General features: G+C 69.2%; 16 protein-coding genes and 1 pseudogene. 13 read left to right on the forward strand and 4 right to left on the reverse strand.

Going from position 1 to position 16,950, the window contains the following annotated elements:
• Positions 1–59: 59 nt before the first annotated feature.
• From rpsO to DMH03_RS19065, 5 genes are all read left to right on the forward strand, one after another.
• The gene (gene rpsO / locus DMH03_RS19045; protein ID WP_072028105.1) at positions 60–329 is read left to right on the forward strand and encodes a 30S ribosomal protein S15; all 270 of its coding nucleotides are present in this window, start codon (positions 60–62) and stop codon (positions 327–329) included.
• Between the two features lie 253 nt (positions 330–582).
• Entirely contained in the window at positions 583–2,847 is a 2,265-nt protein-coding gene (locus DMH03_RS19050) for a polyribonucleotide nucleotidyltransferase (protein ID WP_125793360.1), read from the forward strand.
• A 94-nt stretch (positions 2,848–2,941) separates the two neighbouring features.
• A complete protein-coding gene (locus DMH03_RS19055; protein ID WP_125793361.1) occupies positions 2,942–4,306 on the forward strand; it encodes a pitrilysin family protein in 1,365 nt (454 codons plus the stop codon).
• The gene (gene dapB / locus DMH03_RS19060; protein WP_125793362.1) at positions 4,303–5,049 is read left to right on the forward strand and encodes a 4-hydroxy-tetrahydrodipicolinate reductase; all 747 of its coding nucleotides are present in this window, start codon (positions 4,303–4,305) and stop codon (positions 5,047–5,049) included. The genes DMH03_RS19055 and dapB overlap by 4 nt, the downstream gene beginning before the upstream one ends.
• Positions 5,046–5,495 carry a tetratricopeptide repeat protein gene (locus tag DMH03_RS19065; protein ID WP_125793363.1) on the forward strand — a complete coding sequence of 150 codons (450 nt, stop codon included), beginning with the start codon at positions 5,046–5,048 and terminating at the stop codon, positions 5,493–5,495. Before dapB ends, DMH03_RS19065 begins: the two co-directional genes overlap by 4 nt.
• 138 nt (positions 5,496–5,633) lie before the next feature.
• On the opposite strand, the gene DMH03_RS19070 is transcribed toward DMH03_RS19065, so the two are convergent.
• On the reverse strand, positions 5,634–6,155 hold the full coding sequence (locus DMH03_RS19070; protein WP_199748930.1) for a YqaA family protein: 522 nt from the start codon (positions 6,153–6,155) through the stop codon (positions 5,634–5,636).
• Between the two features lie 254 nt (positions 6,156–6,409).
• On the opposite strand from DMH03_RS19070, the pseudogene DMH03_RS42585 reads away from it, so the two are divergent.
• Positions 6,410–6,712 (forward strand): annotated as a pseudogene (locus DMH03_RS42585) (GtrA family protein); the annotation flags it as partial.
• A gap of 66 nt (positions 6,713–6,778) precedes the next feature.
• On the opposite strand, the gene DMH03_RS19080 reads toward DMH03_RS42585, so the two are convergent.
• On the reverse strand, positions 6,779–7,339 hold the full coding sequence (locus DMH03_RS19080) for a GNAT family N-acetyltransferase (RefSeq protein WP_233611559.1): 561 nt from the start codon (positions 7,337–7,339) through the stop codon (positions 6,779–6,781).
• 59 nt (positions 7,340–7,398) lie between these two features.
• On the opposite strand from DMH03_RS19080, the gene DMH03_RS19085 reads away from it, so the two are divergent.
• The gene (locus DMH03_RS19085; protein ID WP_125793365.1) at positions 7,399–8,619 is read left to right on the forward strand and encodes a winged helix-turn-helix domain-containing protein; all 1,221 of its coding nucleotides are present in this window, start codon (positions 7,399–7,401) and stop codon (positions 8,617–8,619) included.
• A gap of 214 nt (positions 8,620–8,833) precedes the next feature.
• Here the strand turns inward: DMH03_RS19085 and DMH03_RS19090 are convergent, their stop codons facing one another.
• On the reverse strand, positions 8,834–9,742 hold the full coding sequence (locus DMH03_RS19090) for a DUF4097 family beta strand repeat-containing protein (RefSeq protein WP_125793366.1): 909 nt from the start codon (positions 9,740–9,742) through the stop codon (positions 8,834–8,836).
• An 11-nt stretch (positions 9,743–9,753) separates the two neighbouring features.
• The gene (locus DMH03_RS19095; RefSeq protein ID WP_125793367.1) at positions 9,754–10,278 is read right to left on the reverse strand and encodes a toxin-antitoxin system HicB family antitoxin; all 525 of its coding nucleotides are present in this window, start codon (positions 10,276–10,278) and stop codon (positions 9,754–9,756) included.
• A 133-nt stretch (positions 10,279–10,411) separates the two neighbouring features.
• Between DMH03_RS19095 and thyX the strand changes: the two genes are divergently transcribed.
• The 6 genes from thyX to DMH03_RS19125 all read left to right on the forward strand — a co-directional run bounded on the left by thyX (position 10,412) and on the right by DMH03_RS19125 (position 16,867).
• Positions 10,412–11,164 carry an FAD-dependent thymidylate synthase gene (thyX, locus tag DMH03_RS19100; RefSeq protein WP_005156312.1) on the forward strand — a complete coding sequence of 251 codons (753 nt, stop codon included), beginning with the start codon at positions 10,412–10,414 and terminating at the stop codon, positions 11,162–11,164.
• Positions 11,164–11,556 (forward strand): ACT domain-containing protein, encoded by a 393-nt coding sequence (locus tag DMH03_RS19105; protein ID WP_125793368.1) that lies wholly within the window; start codon positions 11,164–11,166, stop codon positions 11,554–11,556. The genes thyX and DMH03_RS19105 overlap by 1 nt, the downstream gene beginning before the upstream one ends.
• 82 nt (positions 11,557–11,638) lie before the next feature.
• Positions 11,639–13,147 carry a serine/threonine-protein kinase gene (locus DMH03_RS19110; protein WP_125793369.1) on the forward strand — a complete coding sequence of 503 codons (1,509 nt, stop codon included), beginning with the start codon at positions 11,639–11,641 and terminating at the stop codon, positions 13,145–13,147.
• 111 nt (positions 13,148–13,258) lie between these two features.
• Positions 13,259–14,272: a 4-hydroxy-tetrahydrodipicolinate synthase gene (gene dapA / locus DMH03_RS19115; RefSeq protein ID WP_125793370.1), complete on the forward strand. Its 1,014-nt coding sequence runs from the start codon at positions 13,259–13,261 to the stop codon at positions 14,270–14,272.
• A gap of 5 nt (positions 14,273–14,277) precedes the next feature.
• Positions 14,278–15,966 (forward strand): ribonuclease J, encoded by a 1,689-nt coding sequence (locus DMH03_RS19120; protein WP_370310846.1) that lies wholly within the window; start codon positions 14,278–14,280, stop codon positions 15,964–15,966.
• 67 nt (positions 15,967–16,033) lie between these two features.
• Positions 16,034–16,867, forward strand: coding sequence for a pentapeptide repeat-containing protein (locus tag DMH03_RS19125; RefSeq protein WP_125793371.1), 834 nt, complete (start codon positions 16,034–16,036; stop codon positions 16,865–16,867).
• The last annotated feature ends 83 nt before the right edge of the window (positions 16,868–16,950 follow it).

Below are 16,950 nucleotides of genomic sequence, written 5' to 3' on the forward strand. Positions count from 1 at the left end.
CTCACCCGGCGTGAAGACATCGTCCGGGCCGCACGGCACAGATATCTAGGAGCACCACAGTGGCGTTGTCCACCGAAGAAAAGAAGACGATCCTTGCCGAGTACGGCGTGCACGACTCGGACACCGGATCCCCCGAGGCCCAGGTCGCGCTGCTGACCAAGCGCATCGTCGGCCTCACCGAGCACCTCAAGGCTCACAAGCACGACCACCACTCCCGTCGCGGGCTTCTGCTGCTGGTCGGCCGCCGCCGCCGGCTGCTGAACTACGTGATGAAGGTGGACATCGAGCGTTACCGTGCGCTGATCCAGCGTCTCGGCCTGCGCCGATAGCTTGAACCCGAGGGGGAGTGACCACGACGGTCGCTCCCCCTCGGTCCAAGTACACCGAAGCTCTGTCTTTTCGAAGAGCGTGGCGCGAGCGCGCACGAGGAACCGTCCGCCGGTCCTCGGTAGTGGTTCCCGGGCAACGGCCCGGGGGCTTCGATCGAAGACCGGCATCACTCCTCGAGCGTCCGCAGGCGAAACAGGTCCCAGGGTGGGAGACTCGCGCCGTTACAGAGGATCAAAAGAGGAGATACACCATATGACCGACTCCACCGGAGTCACCGTGCACGAAACCGAAGCCGTGATCGACAACGGCCGTTTCGGCACCCGCACCGTCCGCTTCGAGACCGGCCGTCTGGCCCGTCAGGCCGCAGGCGCTGTCGTCGCGTACCTCGACGAAGAGACCATGCTGCTCTCGGCGACCACCGCCTCGAAGCACCCGAAGGACCACTTCGACTTCTTCCCGCTGACCGTGGACGTCGAGGAGCGGATGTACGCCGCCGGACGCATCCCCGGCGCGTTCTTCCGTCGCGAGGGTCGCCCGTCGACCGACGCGATCCTGACCTGCCGCCTGATCGACCGGCCGCTGCGCCCGTCGTTCACCGACGGTCTCCGCAACGAGATCCAGGTCGTCATCACCGTCCAGAGCCTCAACCCGGACGACCCGTACGACGTGCTCGCGATCAACGCGGCTTCGGCCTCGACCCAGATCGCCGGCCTGCCGTTCTCCGGTCCGGTCGGCGGCGTCCGCGTCGCGCTGATCGAGGGCCAGTGGGTCGCGTTCCCGACCTGGAAGCAGCTGGAAGAGGCCACCTTCAACATGGTGGTCGCCGGCCGCATCGTCGGTGACGACGTCGCGATCATGATGGTCGAGGCCGAGGCCACCGACAAGACGCTCGACCTGATCGCGGACGGCGGCAAGTCGCCGGACGAGATCGCCGTCGCCGAGGGCCTCGAGGCCTCGAAGCCGTTCATCAAGGTGCTGTGCGAGGCCCAGCAGCAGCTGGCCGACGTCGCCGCCAAGCCGACCGGTGAGTTCCCGGTCTTCCTCGCCTTCGAGCAGGACGCGTTCGACGCCGTCGCCGCCATCGCGACCGACGACCTCGCCAACGCCCTGACCATCGCGGGCAAGCAGGACCGCGACAACGCGACCGACCAGGTCAAGGCCGCGGTGCTGGAGAAGATCGGCCTTGGCGAGGGCGAAGCCTTCCAGGGCCGCGAGAAGGAGATCGGCGCGGCGTTCAAGGCCCTGTCGAAGAAGATCATGCGCAAGCGCGTCCTCACGGACAAGATCCGCATGGACGGCCGCGGCCTGACCGACATCCGGTCGCTCGCCGCCGAGGTCGCCGTGATCCCGCGGGCGCACGGTTCCGCGCTGTTCGAGCGCGGTGAGACCCAGATCCTGGGCGTCACCACGCTGAACATGCTCCGCATGGAGCAGCAGATCGACTCGCTCTCCCCGGAGACCACGAAGCGGTACCTGCACCACTACAACTTCCCGCCGTTCTCCACCGGCGAGACCGGCCGCGTCGGTTCGCCGAAGCGGCGCGAGATCGGCCACGGCATGCTCGCCGAGCGCGCCCTGGTCCCGGTCCTGCCGAAGCGTGACGAGTTCCCGTACGCGATCCGTCAGGTCTCCGAGGCGCTGGGCTCCAACGGCTCCACCTCGATGGGCTCGGTCTGCGCCTCGACCATGGGTCTGCTGAACGCGGGTGTCCCGCTGAAGGCGCCGGTCGCCGGCATCGCCATGGGCCTCATCTCCGACGAGGTCGACGGCGAGACCCGCTACGTCGCGCTGACCGACATCCTCGGTGCCGAGGACGCCATGGGCGACATGGACTTCAAGGTCGCCGGCACCAAGGACATCATCACCGCGCTGCAGCTGGACACGAAGCTCGACGGCATCCCGTCGGAGGTCCTCGCGGCCGCGCTGAAGCAGGCGAAGGACGCTCGCCTCACCATCCTGGAGGTCATCGCCGAGGCGATCGACGGCCCGGACGAGATGAGCCCGTACGCCCCGCGCGTCACCAGCGTGAAGATCCCGGTGGACAAGATCGGCGAGGTCATCGGCCCGAAGGGCAAGATGATCAACTCGATCACCGAGGAGACCGGCGCCGACATCTCCATCGAGGACGACGGCACGATCTACGTCGGTGCGGCCGACGGCCCGTCGGCGGAGGCGGCGATCGACAAGATCAACGCCATCGCCAACCCGCAGCTGCCCAAGGTCGGCGAGCGCTTCCTCGGCACCGTGGTGAAGACGGCCGCGTTCGGCGCGTTCGTCTCGCTGCTGCCGGGCAAGGACGGCCTGGTGCACATCTCGAAGCTGGGCAACGGCAAGCGGATCAACAAGGTCGAAGACGTGGTCAACGTGGGCGACAAGCTCCGCGTCGAGATCGCCGACATCGACAACCGCGGCAAGATCAGCCTGATCGTGGTCCAGGAAGAGGACACGGCGGACGCCAAGGACGCGAAGGCGGCCGAAGGCGAGAAGGCCGACGCTCCGAAGGTCGACGCACAGTAGGTCCGGCCAGATCGATGTGAAACGTCATGAAAGGGTCGTTCAGGACATTTTTCGTCCTGAACGACCCTTTCATGACATGTGAGTAAGGGATCCGTTGGCTCGTCAGATCTTTGGGCACGAACAGCCCGTCGGCAGCACCCGCACGCTGGAGTCCACTTCGGACGGTGCGGTGGTCAAGCGCAGTGTGCTCGCCGGAGGGCTGCGGGTCATCACCGAACATGTGCCCGCCTCCCGGTCGGTGACGGTCGGGCTGTGGGTCGGGGTCGGATCCCGTGACGAGCCTTCGTCGGTCGAGGGCGCGGCGCACTACCTCGAGCACCTGCTGTTCAAGGGCACCACGAACCGCGACGCCACTCAGATCGCCGAAGAGATCGACGCGGTCGGTGGCGAGTTCAACGCCTTCACAGCGAAGGAGCACACCTGCTACTACGCGCAGGTGCTCGACGAGGATCTGCCGCTCGCGATGGATCTCGTCACCGACGTCGTGTTCGAGGCGCTGTGCACGGACAAGGACGTCGAGACCGAGCGCAGTGTCGTGCTCGAAGAGATCTCGATGCGTGACGACGACCCCGAAGACCTGCTGCACGAGACGTTCGTCGGCGCGATCCTGGGGGATCACGCGCTGGGCCGTCCGGTGCTCGGCAGCGAGAAGTCCATCGTGGAGATGTCCGCGTCGGCGCTGCGCGGGTTCTACCGTCGCCGCTACACGCTGCCGCGGATGGTGCTCGCCGTCGCCGGGAACATCGAGCACACTCAGGTGCTTCGCTTGGTGCGCAAGGCTTTGCGGCACAAGCTGACCGGCACGGCGACACCGGTGGCGCCGCGCGGCGGCCGTGCGCGGATCGCGATGGCGCCGAAGCTCGCGCTGCACACCGACGACACCGAGCAGGCGCACGTGATGCTCGGCCTGCGGTCCCTTTCGCGGCACGACGACCGCCGGTTCGCGCAGTCGGTGCTCAACGCCGCGCTCGGCGGCGGCATGAGTTCGCGGCTGTTCCAGGAGGTCCGCGAGAAGCGCGGGCTGGCGTACCAGGTGTACTCGTCCGTCGCGAGCTACGCCGACGCCGGGCACATGGCGGTGTACGCGGGCTGCCAGCCGGAGAAGCTCGGCGAGGTCGCCGGGCTGATCCGCGAGGTGCTCGAAGTCGTCGGCAAGGACGGGCTGAGCGAAGCCGAGGTCGCGCGGGCGAAGGGGCAGTTGCGGGGCGGGCTCGTGCTCGGTCTCGAGGACACCTCGTCGCGGATGTCGCGGATCGGCAAGAACGAGCTGAACTACGGTCGCTATCTCGGCGTCGACGACACGGTGGCGCGGATCGACGCCGTCACCACCGAAGAGGTCTGTGCGCTCGCTCGCACTCTGCTGCGCCGCCCTGGTGGCGTGTCGGCGGCGGCGGTGGTCGGGCCGTACGCTCACGCCGACGACCTTCCGGACGATCTGCACGAGGTGATCGCATCATGACCGCTGGAATTCGCGTCGGTGTGCTGGGCGCACGCGGCCGGATGGGCCAGGAAGTGGTCAACGCCGTCAACGGCGCCGACGACATGGAGCTCGTCGCCGCGCTCGACGCCGGTGACGACCTGTCGGCGCTCAAGCAGGCGCAGGTCGTCGTCGATTTCACCCACCCCGACGCGGTGATGGGCAACCTGGAGTTCCTGACCGGCAACGGGATCCACGCCGTCGTCGGCACCACCGGGTTCAGCGAGGAGCGGCTGGAGAAGCTGGGCTCGTGGCTCGCGGCCGACCCGTCGCTCGGCGTGCTCATCGCGCCGAACTTCGCGCTCGGCGCGGTGCTGGCGATGCGGTTCGCCCAGCAGGCGGCGCGGTTCTACAACTCGGCCGAGGTCATCGAACTGCACCACAACCGCAAGGCCGACGCGCCTTCCGGCACCGCCGCGCACACCGCGCGGCTGATCGGCGAAGCCCGTGCCGCGGCCGGTCTCGAACCGGGCGACGACGCGACGACGTCCGAAATGGACGGTGCCCGCGGCGCACTCGTCGACGACGTCCGCGTGCACTCGGTCCGGCTTCCCGGGCTGGTGGCGCACGAGGAGATCCTGTTCGGCGGCGAGGGCGAGACCCTGACCATCCGGCACGATTCGCTGCACCGCACGTCGTTCATGCCGGGCGTGCTGCTCGGCGTGCGCTCGGTGCTCACCCGGCCCGGCCTGACGGTCGGTCTCGAGAACATCCTCGACCTGTGAGGGCCCGCAACTTCGCGCTGGTGATGACGGCGGCGCTCGCCGTCTACGTCGTCCTGCTGGCGGGCCGGGGCATCGCGTTGGTGCGCACCGGTGAGACGGTGCCGGTGCTCTTCGGCATCGGCGTCCTGCTGCTGCCGCTGCTCGGCGTCTGGATCATCGTGACCACCTGGCGTTCCGGCGTCCAGATCCAGCGGCTTTCGCGGCGGCTGGACGAAGAAGGCGGCCTGCCCGACGTCTCCGACCTGCCTCGGCGGCCTTCGGGCCGGGTGGATCGCGACGCCGCGGACGCCTGGTTCGACGAGCGCCGGGCCGAGGTCGAGGCGGATCAGGAGAACTGGCGCGTCTGGTACCGGCTGGCGTACGCGTACGAGATCGCCGGCGACCGGAAACGAGCCCGCGCGACGATGCGGCGTGCCGTCGAACTCGAAGCCGCTTCCCGCGATTAGTGCGGGGCCTCGTCCGGCGAGCATGTCGCGAAAGCCACTTTCGGGACGCCAGAGGTCGCGAAAGTGGCTTTCGCGACCAACCCGACCCACCACGTCACGTTCGCCATATCCCGCATTTAGTCCTCTGAATGCGTGGGCTCAGTAGTGGAACCAGCCCGCGAACAGCGCGGGGGAGGCGGCCAGCAGGCTGAAGCGCAGCCAGCGGCCGAGGAACCCGGTGGCCAGGAACGTCGTCAGCGGCATCCGGACCAGCCCCGCGAGCACACTCGTGGCCATGTACGGCGGCAGGCCGACGACCGAACTCACCCCGTACGTGCCCGCCATCCAGTGCGGATGCCGATGGCAGCGTTCACGCAGGGCGTCGAGCCGGGCACGCATCTTCTTGGTCCGTGCCTGCCACCGTTCCCGGCGCGGGGTCGGCGGCCGCTCCCGGTGCAGGCGGTCGTGCAGCGGTTTCGGCAGTTTGATCGTGCCCTTCGCGGCGAGGTAGTAGAGCGTCTTCCCGCCGACCTGGCCCGCCGCGACGATGGCGCCGAGCAGCAGCCACGGCATCGTCGGCTGGCTCGCGCACAGGCCGATGAGGAACATCTCGATGCTGACCACGGGCAGGATCGCCGAACCGAAGGCGACGCCGAACGACAGGAGCAACCAGCCCACCATCGTTGCCTCCCCGTTACCTTCGTCTTCTCCAAGCTATCAGTTGAAAACCAGGACGCACTGGGGACAGCCCCCGTTCCCGGGTTCGGGGCCGCACCAGAAGATCACCTGTTCGTCGGCTCGCGGCCACCTGCCGCTGCCATGCTGAATCCGTGGCCGACGTGCACGACGCGGTCCGCGGCAAGGATTTCGCGGATCGCTTCGCCGACTTCTGCGCGGCCGTGGTCCGGCGCCTCCCCTTCGGGCTTTCCCGGCTGGTGGCGCCGAGTTTCCTCGGTTTCGCGCTCATCAACGGGTTCACCTTCGGGGTCGACCTGATCTTGCTGACCCTGCTCCGGAGCTGGCTCGGTCTGCCGGTGTGGCTGGCGATCACGATCGCCTACGCGACGGCGTTCGGGTTGAGCTTCGTGCTGAACCGCGGCATGAACTTCCGCTCGCACGCGCCCGTCGGCAGACAAGCGGTGCTGTACGTCGTCGCGATCGTCGTCAACTATGTGGCGTTCCTGCTCGGTGTCGGCGCGGGACTGGCCGCGCTGGGCGTCGACTACCGGCTCTCCCGGCTCATCGCCGGGGCGTGCGAAGGCGTCTTCATGTACTCGGTGATGCGCTGGGTGGTGTTCGCGAAGTCAGGGAGCGAGCTCGAGGTCGAGGCCACCGGTGAGCCGGACTTCGCGCACGTTCGTGCTTCCGGTGTCGAGGATCCGGACCGTCCCGTCGGGGGACCAGCCCGCGCGCCGGAAGAAGCCCAGTGACGCGTGATCGGTCTGGGCGACCCAGCTGATCCCGCGGGTGGCGCCGTCCTCGCGCAGCCAACCGGAGGCGTTCGCCAGCAGCCGTCCAGCGTGCCCGCGTCGTCCCCAGCGGGGCTCGACGAGCAGCGAGGCGATGAGCGCCGTCGTCGAAGCGTCCTCGGGCAGCGCTCCGTCCGCGGTGGCGACCTCGCTCGCCGGAGCGCGGCCGGCGACACAGAAACCGACGGTGAACTCGCCTTCGGTGGCGACGAAGACGCGCGTGCCCGGGTACTCGATCGTTTCGGCCCAGGTCTTCTCGAGTTCGACGTCTTCGAGCTCGGCGACGGCTGCTTCGCCGAGCAGTTCGGTGTAGGCGCTTCGCCAGGTGTCGCGTTGGATGCGCGCGATTTCGGAGGCGTCGGACACGACTGCTGGGCGGACTTCGGCGGCGGCCATGTTGCGCAGATTAGCGGTGCGGCCGAAAACTGTCGGTGGTGGATGGCAGCATTCCGGCAATGAGCACTACGACCATCAGCGGGCCGGTCGCGCGCCGGATCGCACTGGCCGCGCAGGGATTCGCCGAGGCACGTCCGGGCGGGGCCGTGACGAGGCGGCATCTGCAACGCGTGCTGTCGCGAGTCCAGTTGCTGCAACTGGATTCGGTGAACGTCGCGGTCCGCGCGCACTACATGCCGCTGTTCTCCCGGCTCGGCGCGTACGAGCCCGCGCTGGTGGACGACGCGGCCTGGTCCCATTCGGCGCGGAAACCCCGGATGCTGGTCGAATCCTGGGCGCACGAAGCGAGTTTGCTGCCGATCACGGACTGGCCGCTGCTGCGGTCCGGGGCGAAACGCATGGGCTGGTGGACGAACTACGCGCGGGTGCTGGAGCAAACACCTCAGCTGGTGGACAACATCCTCACCGTGGTCAAGGAACAGGGGCCGATCGGCGCGGGCGGTATCGAGCGCGCTCTGGAGAGTGAGTCGGGTGGTTCCAAACCCGGCTCGTGGTGGGAGCGGTCGGAGGTCAAGAAGGCCTGCGAGTGGCTCTTCGGCATGGGCCAGCTGACCACCGGCACGCGCCGCTCGTTCGAGCGGCTGTACGACCTGACCGAACGCGTCGTCCCGCCGGAGATCCTGTCGCGGACCGTGAGCCCGGAGGAAGGCGCCCGCGAACTGATCACCCGGGCGGCCGTCGCGCTGGGCATCGGCACCGAACCGGACCTGCGGGACTACTACCGGCTCGGCCCCGACGTCAGCAAGCGGGCGGTGGCCGAACTGGTCGACGCGGGCGTCCTGGAACCGGTGACCGTGGACGGCTGGCCCGCCCCGGCATACCGGCACGTCGCGGCGAAGGCGCCTCGCACGGTCACCGGCCGCGCGCTGCTGTCGCCGTTCGACCCGCTGATCTGGGAACGCGCCCGCACCGAGCGCATCTTCGATTTCTTCTACCGCATCGAGATCTACGTTCCCGAGCCGAAACGGATCTACGGCTACTACGTGTTCCCGTTCCTGCTCGGCGGCGAACTCGTCGGCCGGGTCGACCTCAAATGCGATCGGGCCGCCGGGGTGCTTCGCGTTCAGGGCGCCTTCGCCGAGCCTGGCGTGGATGTCGCGCGGGTCGCGAGCGAGCTTGCCGGAGAACTGCGGCTGATGGCGGAATGGCAGGGGCTGGACGGGGTCGTGGTGGGGGAGCGGGGCGATCTCGCTCCGGTGCTTTCGCGCCTCGTGCGCTGAGCCCTCGTGGCCTCTCGCTAATGCTATGAACGGTCCGTTCCTTGCAAAATTTGCAAGGAACGGACCGTTCATAGCATTCGGACGGGGCGTGTGAGGCCTCCGGACGGCCAAGTGGCCCGGAGACCCCGCTCAAGAAATGAGCGAGGGACCTTCGCTCCCACCCCCGTGGAAAAGTGAGAGCAAAGGTCCCTCGATCCCCCTGCGGGCCCGCGGCTCAGCCGGCCGCGCTGGTCACCACCGCGTCGCCGGTGCCGGTGCGTGCCCGCACCTTCAGCGAAACCTCCGAAGGCGCGCTCTCCGCGACGTCCAGCTCGCTCGACACCGACCCGGTCGTCGACGAAAGGTCGATCTCCGCCTGAACACCGCCGCGGATCCCGACCCGGACCTCACCCGATCCGGTGGTCAGCTCCAGGGTCCCGGAGGCGGCGTCCGCCACCGAGAGGTCGCCGCTGCCGGCGCGCGCCAGGACCTCGCCCGCGACCTCGCCGAGCCAGACGTCGCCGGTGCCGGTCGCGACCGTGGCCGAACCGCTCACCGAGGACGCTTCGACGGAGCCGCTGCCGGTGCGCAGTTGCAGGCCGGACAGCGTCGGGCCGAGTTTGATGTCGCCGGTGCCGGTGCGGACGATCGCCGAACCGTCGGCCCGTTCCAGGCCGATCTTGCCCGCGCCGGTCATGAGGTCCGCCCGTCCGGCCGAACCGGTGACCGTGACGTCGGCCGCCCCCGCCCGCACTTCCAGATGCGAACCGGCGGGCGCCCGGACGGTCACGGCGAGCGGGACGTTCTTCAGCTGCCAGGCCTTCGGCGCCTGGACGACCAGCCGGTTGCCGACCTTCTCGATCCGGGTCTGCGTCACAGCGTCGCCCGCGGACCCCGCTGGCGAACCGCCGAGCTGGTCGCCGAAACGTTCGCCCACCCAGCTGAGCAGGCTCGTCATCCCGTCCACCCACGGCTGCTGTTCGCCGCCGTCCCGGCGGACTTCGGCGTGGATTCCGCTCTCGCCGGTCAGTTCGATGGTCACCCGGCCGATGGCCACGCTCACGTCGATCTCGATCGGGCCCTCGGCCTCGAAGTCCTCGACGCGCACGGTCTCTTCACCGGCGGGAATGTTTTCCTCGGTCATTTCCGTCCCCCTCAGCCCTGGACCCAGCCGTGCAGGTGCGAACCGGCACCGCCGCCCGGCTTCTGCTTGTAGTCCCAGTGCTCGCTCCCGCTCTTGCCCAGCGCGCCCTGGACGGCCTGCGAGACGAACGTGTTCAGCGAAACGCCCTGTGCGGCTGCCGCGGCCTCGGCCTGGCCCTTGACCTGCTCGAACAGGCGCAGCGTGATGCGGGTGATGTCGCCGGTGTCGATCTTGGGGCCGCGCGGAGCTTCCCGCGGTGCCTCCTGGCGGGGCGCGGACTGCTCGGCGCCCTCGGCGGAGCCGGTGACGACGACGCGCACGTCGCGGCCATCGAGCCGGACGTCGACGACGTGCCCCGGCAGTGCCGAAGTCACTTCGGCGGCCAGGTCGGCGAGGGCGTTCATGATGGTCAGGCGGGCGGCCGGCTCCAGCGCCGACGACAGCAGCGCGGCAGCGCGCCGCGTCTGCTCGTCGCCGGCCGAAGCCGTGTTCGCGAGGTCCTCGCGAAGGCTTGTGATGTACGGCGTCAGATCCATGACACCACTATGACGTCACAAGTGATGTCAGTCAAGGCGACGATGACGTCACCGTGATGTCGCCCCGCCGTCGAAGACGGCTGCGGTTACGCTGCCCGGAGTCGTGGAGCAGGGGTCGAAAAGGAGTGCGAACGTGGCCGAGACCGTGTCACCCAAGGTTCAACTGATCGCGAAGACGGAGTTCTTCCCGCCGTCGGACGTGCCGTGGTCGACCGATGCCGACGGTGGTGAGGCGCTGGCCGAATTCGCGGGCCGCGCCTGCTACCAGTCGTGGAAGAAGCCGAACCCGAAGACGGCCACCAACGCCGGCTACCTCGAGCACATCATCGACGTCGGCCACCTTTCGGTGCTGGAGCACGGGTCCGTCAGCTTCTACATCACCGGGATCTCCCGGTCGCTGACGCACGAGCTGATCCGCCACCGTCACTTCTCCTACTCGCAGCTTTCGCAGCGCTACGTCCCGGAGCGTGACGCCGCGTTCGTCGAGCCCGACGTCATCGCGCAGGACCCGGAACTGCACGCGAAGTTCCTCGCCGCCTCGCAGGCCGCCGTCGACGCCTACACCGAGCTGCTCGCCGGGCTGGAGGAGAAGTTCGCCGACGTGCCGAGCGCGACCCTGCGCCGCAAGCAGGCCCGCCAGGCCGCCCGCGCCGTGCTGCCGAACGCGACCGAGACCCGCATCGTGGTCACCGGCAACTACCGCGCCTGGCGCCACTTCATCGCGATGCGCGCCACCGAGCACGCCGACGTCGAGATCCGCGCCCTGGCCATCGACTGCCTGCGCGAGCTGCAGAAGGCCTCGGGCAACGTGTTCGCGGACTTCACCATCTCCGCGCTGCCCGACGGCACCGAGGTCGCGTCCAGCCCGAAGGTCCTCGAGGGCTGATGCGACGCCTCGCGATCGACGTCCGGCCCGGCGAATACGCGGTCGCCCGCCTCGCCCCGGACGCGCCGATACCGGCGAATCTGCTCGACCCCGGCGAGCCCGTGCTGATCTCCATCACGCGGACCCCGGAGGAGCTTTCGGTGATCTGCCCGGCCGGTCTCGCGCCTGCCGGGGCCACGGTCGAGGACGGCTGGCGATGGCTGTCGGTCCGCGGGCCGCTGGCCTTCACGCTGACCGGCATCATCGCGGCGCTGTCGAGCGAACTGGCCGCCGCCGGGGTGGCGCTGTTCTCGATGTCCACCTTCGACACCGACCACGTGCTGGTCCGGGCTCCCGAGCTGGAGCGCGCGGTGAAGGCGCTCCGGGAGTCCGGGCACGAGGTCACGGTCTGATCCACGAGCTCGGAGAAGGAACCTTTCGGCGCGCGAACGGGTCCGAGTTAGCATCCTGCGCGAACCGAAGGAGCACCGAACCTTGACCGACGAACAGACCCGTCCGTACGGGCCGCCCCAGCAGACGCAGCAGGCCACCGGCGCGCGGATCGTCGCCGGCCGATACGCCCTGCTGGGCGAGCTCGGCCGCGGCGGGATGGGCATCGTCTGGCGCGCGCAGGACCAGGTGATCGGCCGTCAGGTGGCGATCAAAGAGCTGAAGTTCCCGAACGCGCCCGAGGACGCTTCGGTGCTCACGGAGCGGATGCTGCGCGAGGTCCGCTCCGCCGGTCGTCTCAACGATCCGGCCGTGGTCACCGTGTACGACGTCGTCACCGAGAACGGCGCGACCTACATCGTGATGGAACTGGTCGAGGCGCCGACGCTGGCCGACCTGGTGCGCGACCGCGGCCCCCTGCCCGCCCAGCAGATCGCGCTGGTGGGGGAGCGGGTGCTGTCCGCGCTGCGGGCCGCGCACGCCGCCGGGATCGTGCACCGCGACGTCAAACCCGCGAACATCATGGTCGCGCCGGACGGCCGGGTGAAGCTCACCGACTTCGGCATCGCGCACGCCGCCGACGACCCGCGCCTGACCACCAGCGGCATGATCGTCGGTTCGCCCGCGTTCATGGCGCCCGAACGCGTCGAAGGCCGCGACGCGATGCCCGAATCCGACCTCTGGTCGCTGGGCACGACGCTGTTCTTCGCCGCGGAGGGCATCGTCGCGTTCGAACGGTCGACCACCGCCGCGACGTTGCACGCGATCATGACCGAGGCGCCGTATCTGACCCGGATCCAGGGCCCGCTGGCCGCCGCGATCCTCGGCCTGCTGGTCACCAAACCCGAGGCGCGGATGTCGTACGACCAGGTGCGCAGCCTGCTCGCGGCCGCGCAGGGCGTGCAGGCCCAGCCGACCCCGCCCTCGGGCGGCACCGCGATGATGCCGCAGTCCGGCCAGCCGATGACCCGGCTCGCACCCGCGCCCGCACCCGCCAAGCGCAACCTCCGTCCGCTGTGGCTCGGCCTGGCCGCCGTCGCCGTGATCGCCGCCCTGGTCGGCGGCATCTTCTTGGGTCGCTGGATGGCCGCGCCGGAGGGGAACAATCAGGCGCAGCCCACGCTGACCTACGGCATCAACGGGCAGATCAAGCTCGGTTCCTCCGGTGACTGCTACAACGTGCCGCTCAAAGAGGGCGTCAACCTGAACGACGGCATCAGCTGCGGCAAGGACCACCTGCTGGAGGTCTTCGCCAAGGGCAGCCTGCTCGAAGTCCAGTCCTATTCGGACGACGACGCCCAGGTCGCGGTGTATCCCGGCGCGGACGCGGTCAACCGGATCGCCGAGTCGCTGTGCTCGGCGACCTTCAACTCGAACGTCGTCCCGGCGGAGCAGCGTTCGACGCTGATCTGGCGTCCCGTGGTGCCGACCGAAGCCGAATGGAACCGGCCGCCCAACGAGGACGACCCTGGCTACTCGCGCGGCTACCTCTGCCTGCTCGCCAAGACCGACGGGAGCCAGATCCCCGCGCAGATCACCACCAAGGTCAAATAGCTCACGCCAGAGTTTGCGCCGAGTTCGCCTTCGTCGCGGAAAATCTCCCGCATTCTCGGGAATGACCACGTCGGCAAGGGGTCGAACGGCCGCAGGAGGTACCTTCACAGCATGTCCACTCCACCTACCGCAGCGCCGGGAAGACCGTTCGGGCGCGTGCTCACCGCGATGGCCACCCCCTTCGACGCCGACGGCGCGCTGGACCTGAAGCGGGCGCAGGAGCTGGCCGAACACCTCGTGGATCTGGGCAACGACGGTCTCGTCGTGAACGGCACGACCGGGGAGAGCCCCACCACGACCGACGCCGAAAAGGCCGAGCTGATCCGCGCGGTCGTCGCGGCCGTCGGTGACCGCGCGACGATCGTCGCCGGGGCTGGCACGAACAACACCGCGCACAGCATCGAGCAGGCGAAGCAGGCCGAAGCGGCGGGCGCCCACGGCATCCTCGTCGTCACGCCGTACTACTCGCGGCCAAGCCAGGCCGGGCTCTACGCGCATTTCACCACCGTCGCCGACGCCACCGAGCTGCCGGTGATGCTCTACGACATCCCGCCGCGCTCGATCGTCCCCATCGAGGTCGACACGCTGCTGCGGCTGGCGGAGCATCCCCGCATCCTCGCGGTCAAGGACGCCAAGGGCGACCTGATCGCCGGCTCCGAGGTCATCGCGAACACCCAGCTCGCCTACTACTCCGGCGACGACGGCCTCAACCTCCCGTGGGTCTCCGTCGGCGGCACCGGCGTGGTCAGCGTCATCGGGCACGTCGTGGCGGGCCGGATTCGCAGCATGATGGACGCCTACGAATCCGGCGACACCTCGACCGCGCGCACCAACCACCGCGGCATGCTGCCGGTTCTCCGGGCGATGTCCCGTGTCGGCGGGGTCGCGTTCGCGAAGGCGGCGCTGCGGCTGCGCGGCTTCGACATCGGCGACCCGCGCCTGCCCATCGTGGCCGCGAACGACGAGCAACTCCAGGCGATTTCCGCCGATCTCGCCCAGGGAGGCGTGCCGCTCGGCGAAAGCGCCGCCAGTGACTGGCATGGTGCTCGGGTGGCACAAGCAGATTCAGCGGCGGCCTACACGGCGCCGACCTCACATACCAGCGTAGGGACCATGCCTCGGTGAGTTCATTGTCAACCGGACCCGGACCGACCAACCCGCCGCCGGCGCTGCCCGAAGGCGCCTTGCGCGTCGTGGCGCTCGGCGGGATCGGCGAAGTCGGCCGCAACATGACCGTCTTCGAGTTCGGCGGCCGTCTGCTGATCGTCGACTGCGGGGTGCTCTTCCCCGAAGACGACCAGCCCGGCGTCGACCTGATCCTGCCCGACTTCCGCGCGATCGAAGACCGCCTCGAAGACATCGACGGCCTCGTCCTCACCCACGGGCACGAGGACCACATCGGTGCCGTCCCGTTCCTGCTGCGGCTCTTCCCGGACCTGAAGATCTACGGCTCCCGGTTCACGAACGCGCTGCTCGCGGCCAAGGCCAAGGAGCACCGTCAGCGGCCGAACCTGATCGAGGTCCGCGAGGGCGAACGCCGCAAGGTCGGCGCGTTCGACCTCGAGTTCTTCGCGGTCAACCACTCGATCCCGGACGCGCTCGCGGTGGCCATCCGCACGCCGGCGGGGGTCGTGCTGCACACCGGCGACATCAAGCTCGACCAGCTCCCGCTCGACGGCAGGCTGACCGACCTCGCCGGGTTCTCCCGGCTCGGCGACGAGGGCGTGGACCTGTTCTGCGTCGACTCGACCAACGCCGAGGTGCCCGGATTCGTCATGCCGGAACGCGACATCGGCCCGGTGCTCGACGACGTCGTCCGCAGGGTCGACCAGCGCGTCATCGTCGCCTGCTTCGCGAGCCACGTGCACCGCGTCCAGCAGGTGCTCGACGCCGCCACCCGGCACGGCCGCCGGGTCGCCTTCGTCGGCCGGTCGATGGTCCGGAACATGGGGATCGCCGCCGACCTTGGCCTGCTGAACGTGCCGGACGGCCTGCTGGTCAACCTCGACCAGGCCAGCGACCTGCCCGAGAGCAAGGTGCTGTTCGTGTCGACCGGTTCGCAGGGCGAGCCGCTGTCGGCGCTGTCGCGGATGGCGCGCGGCGAACACCGGCAGATCTCGATCCGCGCCGGCGACACCGTCGTGCTGGCCAGCTCGATGATCCCGGGCAACGAGACCGCGGTCTTCGGCGTCGTCAACGGCCTCACCCGGCTCGGCGCGAACGTCGTGCACCAGGGCAACGCCAAGGTGCACGTGTCCGGGCACGCGTCGGCGGGCGAACTGCTGTACCTGTACAACGCGGTGCGCCCCAGCAACGTCATGCCGGTGCACGGCGAGTGGAAGCACCTGCGCGCCAACGGTGAACTGGCCGTGCGCACGGGTGTCGCGCCGGAGAACGTGGTCATCGCCGAGGACGGCGTCGTGGTCGACCTCGTCGACGGCAAGGCCACCCGGACCGGCCGTGTCGAGGTCGGGCACGTGTACGTCGACGGCCTCTCGGTCGGCGACGTCGGCGAGTCGACGCTGTCCGACAGGCTCGTGCTCGGCGAGGGCGGTTTCATCGCCATCACCGTCGCCGTCGACACCAGCACCGGCCGCGCGGTGACCCGTCCGACGGTGTCCGGACGCGGTTTCTCCGACGACCCGAAGGCGCTCGACGCCGTGCTCCCGATGGTAGAGATGGAACTCGCCAGGACCGAGGCCGAGGGCATCACCGACACCCATCGCATCGCGCAGGCCGTGCGCCGCGTCGTCGGCCGCTGGGTCGCCGACACCTACCGGCGCCGTCCGATGATCGTGCCGACGGTCATCCCCGTTTAGCCGTGAGCACGTGAGAAGGCCCCTTTACTCAGTCGAGTGAAGGGGCCTTCTCGCGCATAATCGCCGCATGATGATCGGACTGCACGTCGTCGGCGCGCTGGCCGGGGTGGCCTTGGGAGTGGGCGCGGTCTACCTCGGACGGACGTTCATCGAGGGCATCCGCCGCGATCGGCGGCGGAAGCCCGGCGAACTGGCCGCCGGGCTCCGGCGGGACCGCTGGGAGCGCGCCGTCGAGATGATGGACAGCGAGGGCGCCGCAGAGCGCCTCGAATCCTTCGCGGCCCTGGAGCGCTACGGGCGCGAAGAACCCGAAGCCAGGGAAGACGTCGTCGAGCTGACCTGCGGCTATCTGCGCAAGCCTTTCGAATACCCGGTCGCAGACGAGGAAGAGCTCGAAGTCCGGCTCGCCGCGCAGAGGCTTCTCACGCGGCACTTCAGGTGGCCCGCCGGGGAGGCCAAGCCCTTCGAATTCTGGGAGGTCGAAGAGCTGGAACTGCGGGACGCGGTGCTCATCGAACCCGACTTCGCGGACACCTTCCTGGTGGGTGCCGACCTCCAGGACAGCCTGATCGTCCGCGGGAACTTCCGCGGGACCCGGTTCTCGCCCTACGTCAACTTCGACAGAGCGTGCTTCACCGGCGACACCGACTTCCGTACCGCGTCGTTCCCCAGGTACGCGACCTTCGTCGGCGCGCTGTTCAGCGGGACGACCACCTTCGCCGACGCCGAGTTCGCACAAGGCGCCGACTTCACCGACGCGCGGGTGGAGCACCCCGATGCCGCGCACTCGTGGCCGTCGCCCTGGCGTCCTTGGGCGAACTCGCCGGTCGCCCAGGCGCGGCTCATCCCGATGAAGACCGGTTCGCGGCCGCCGTCATCAGCAGAGCGAAGGCGATCGTGATCGCCTGACCGAACAGGGCGTTGCGTGCTTTGCGCTGTTCCGCGCGCGTGGGCCGGTTCGTCACGGATTCCCCCGATTTCGAG

Source organism: Amycolatopsis sp. WAC 01376, assembly GCF_003947415.1.
Lineage (GTDB): Bacteria > Actinomycetota > Actinomycetes > Mycobacteriales > Pseudonocardiaceae > Amycolatopsis.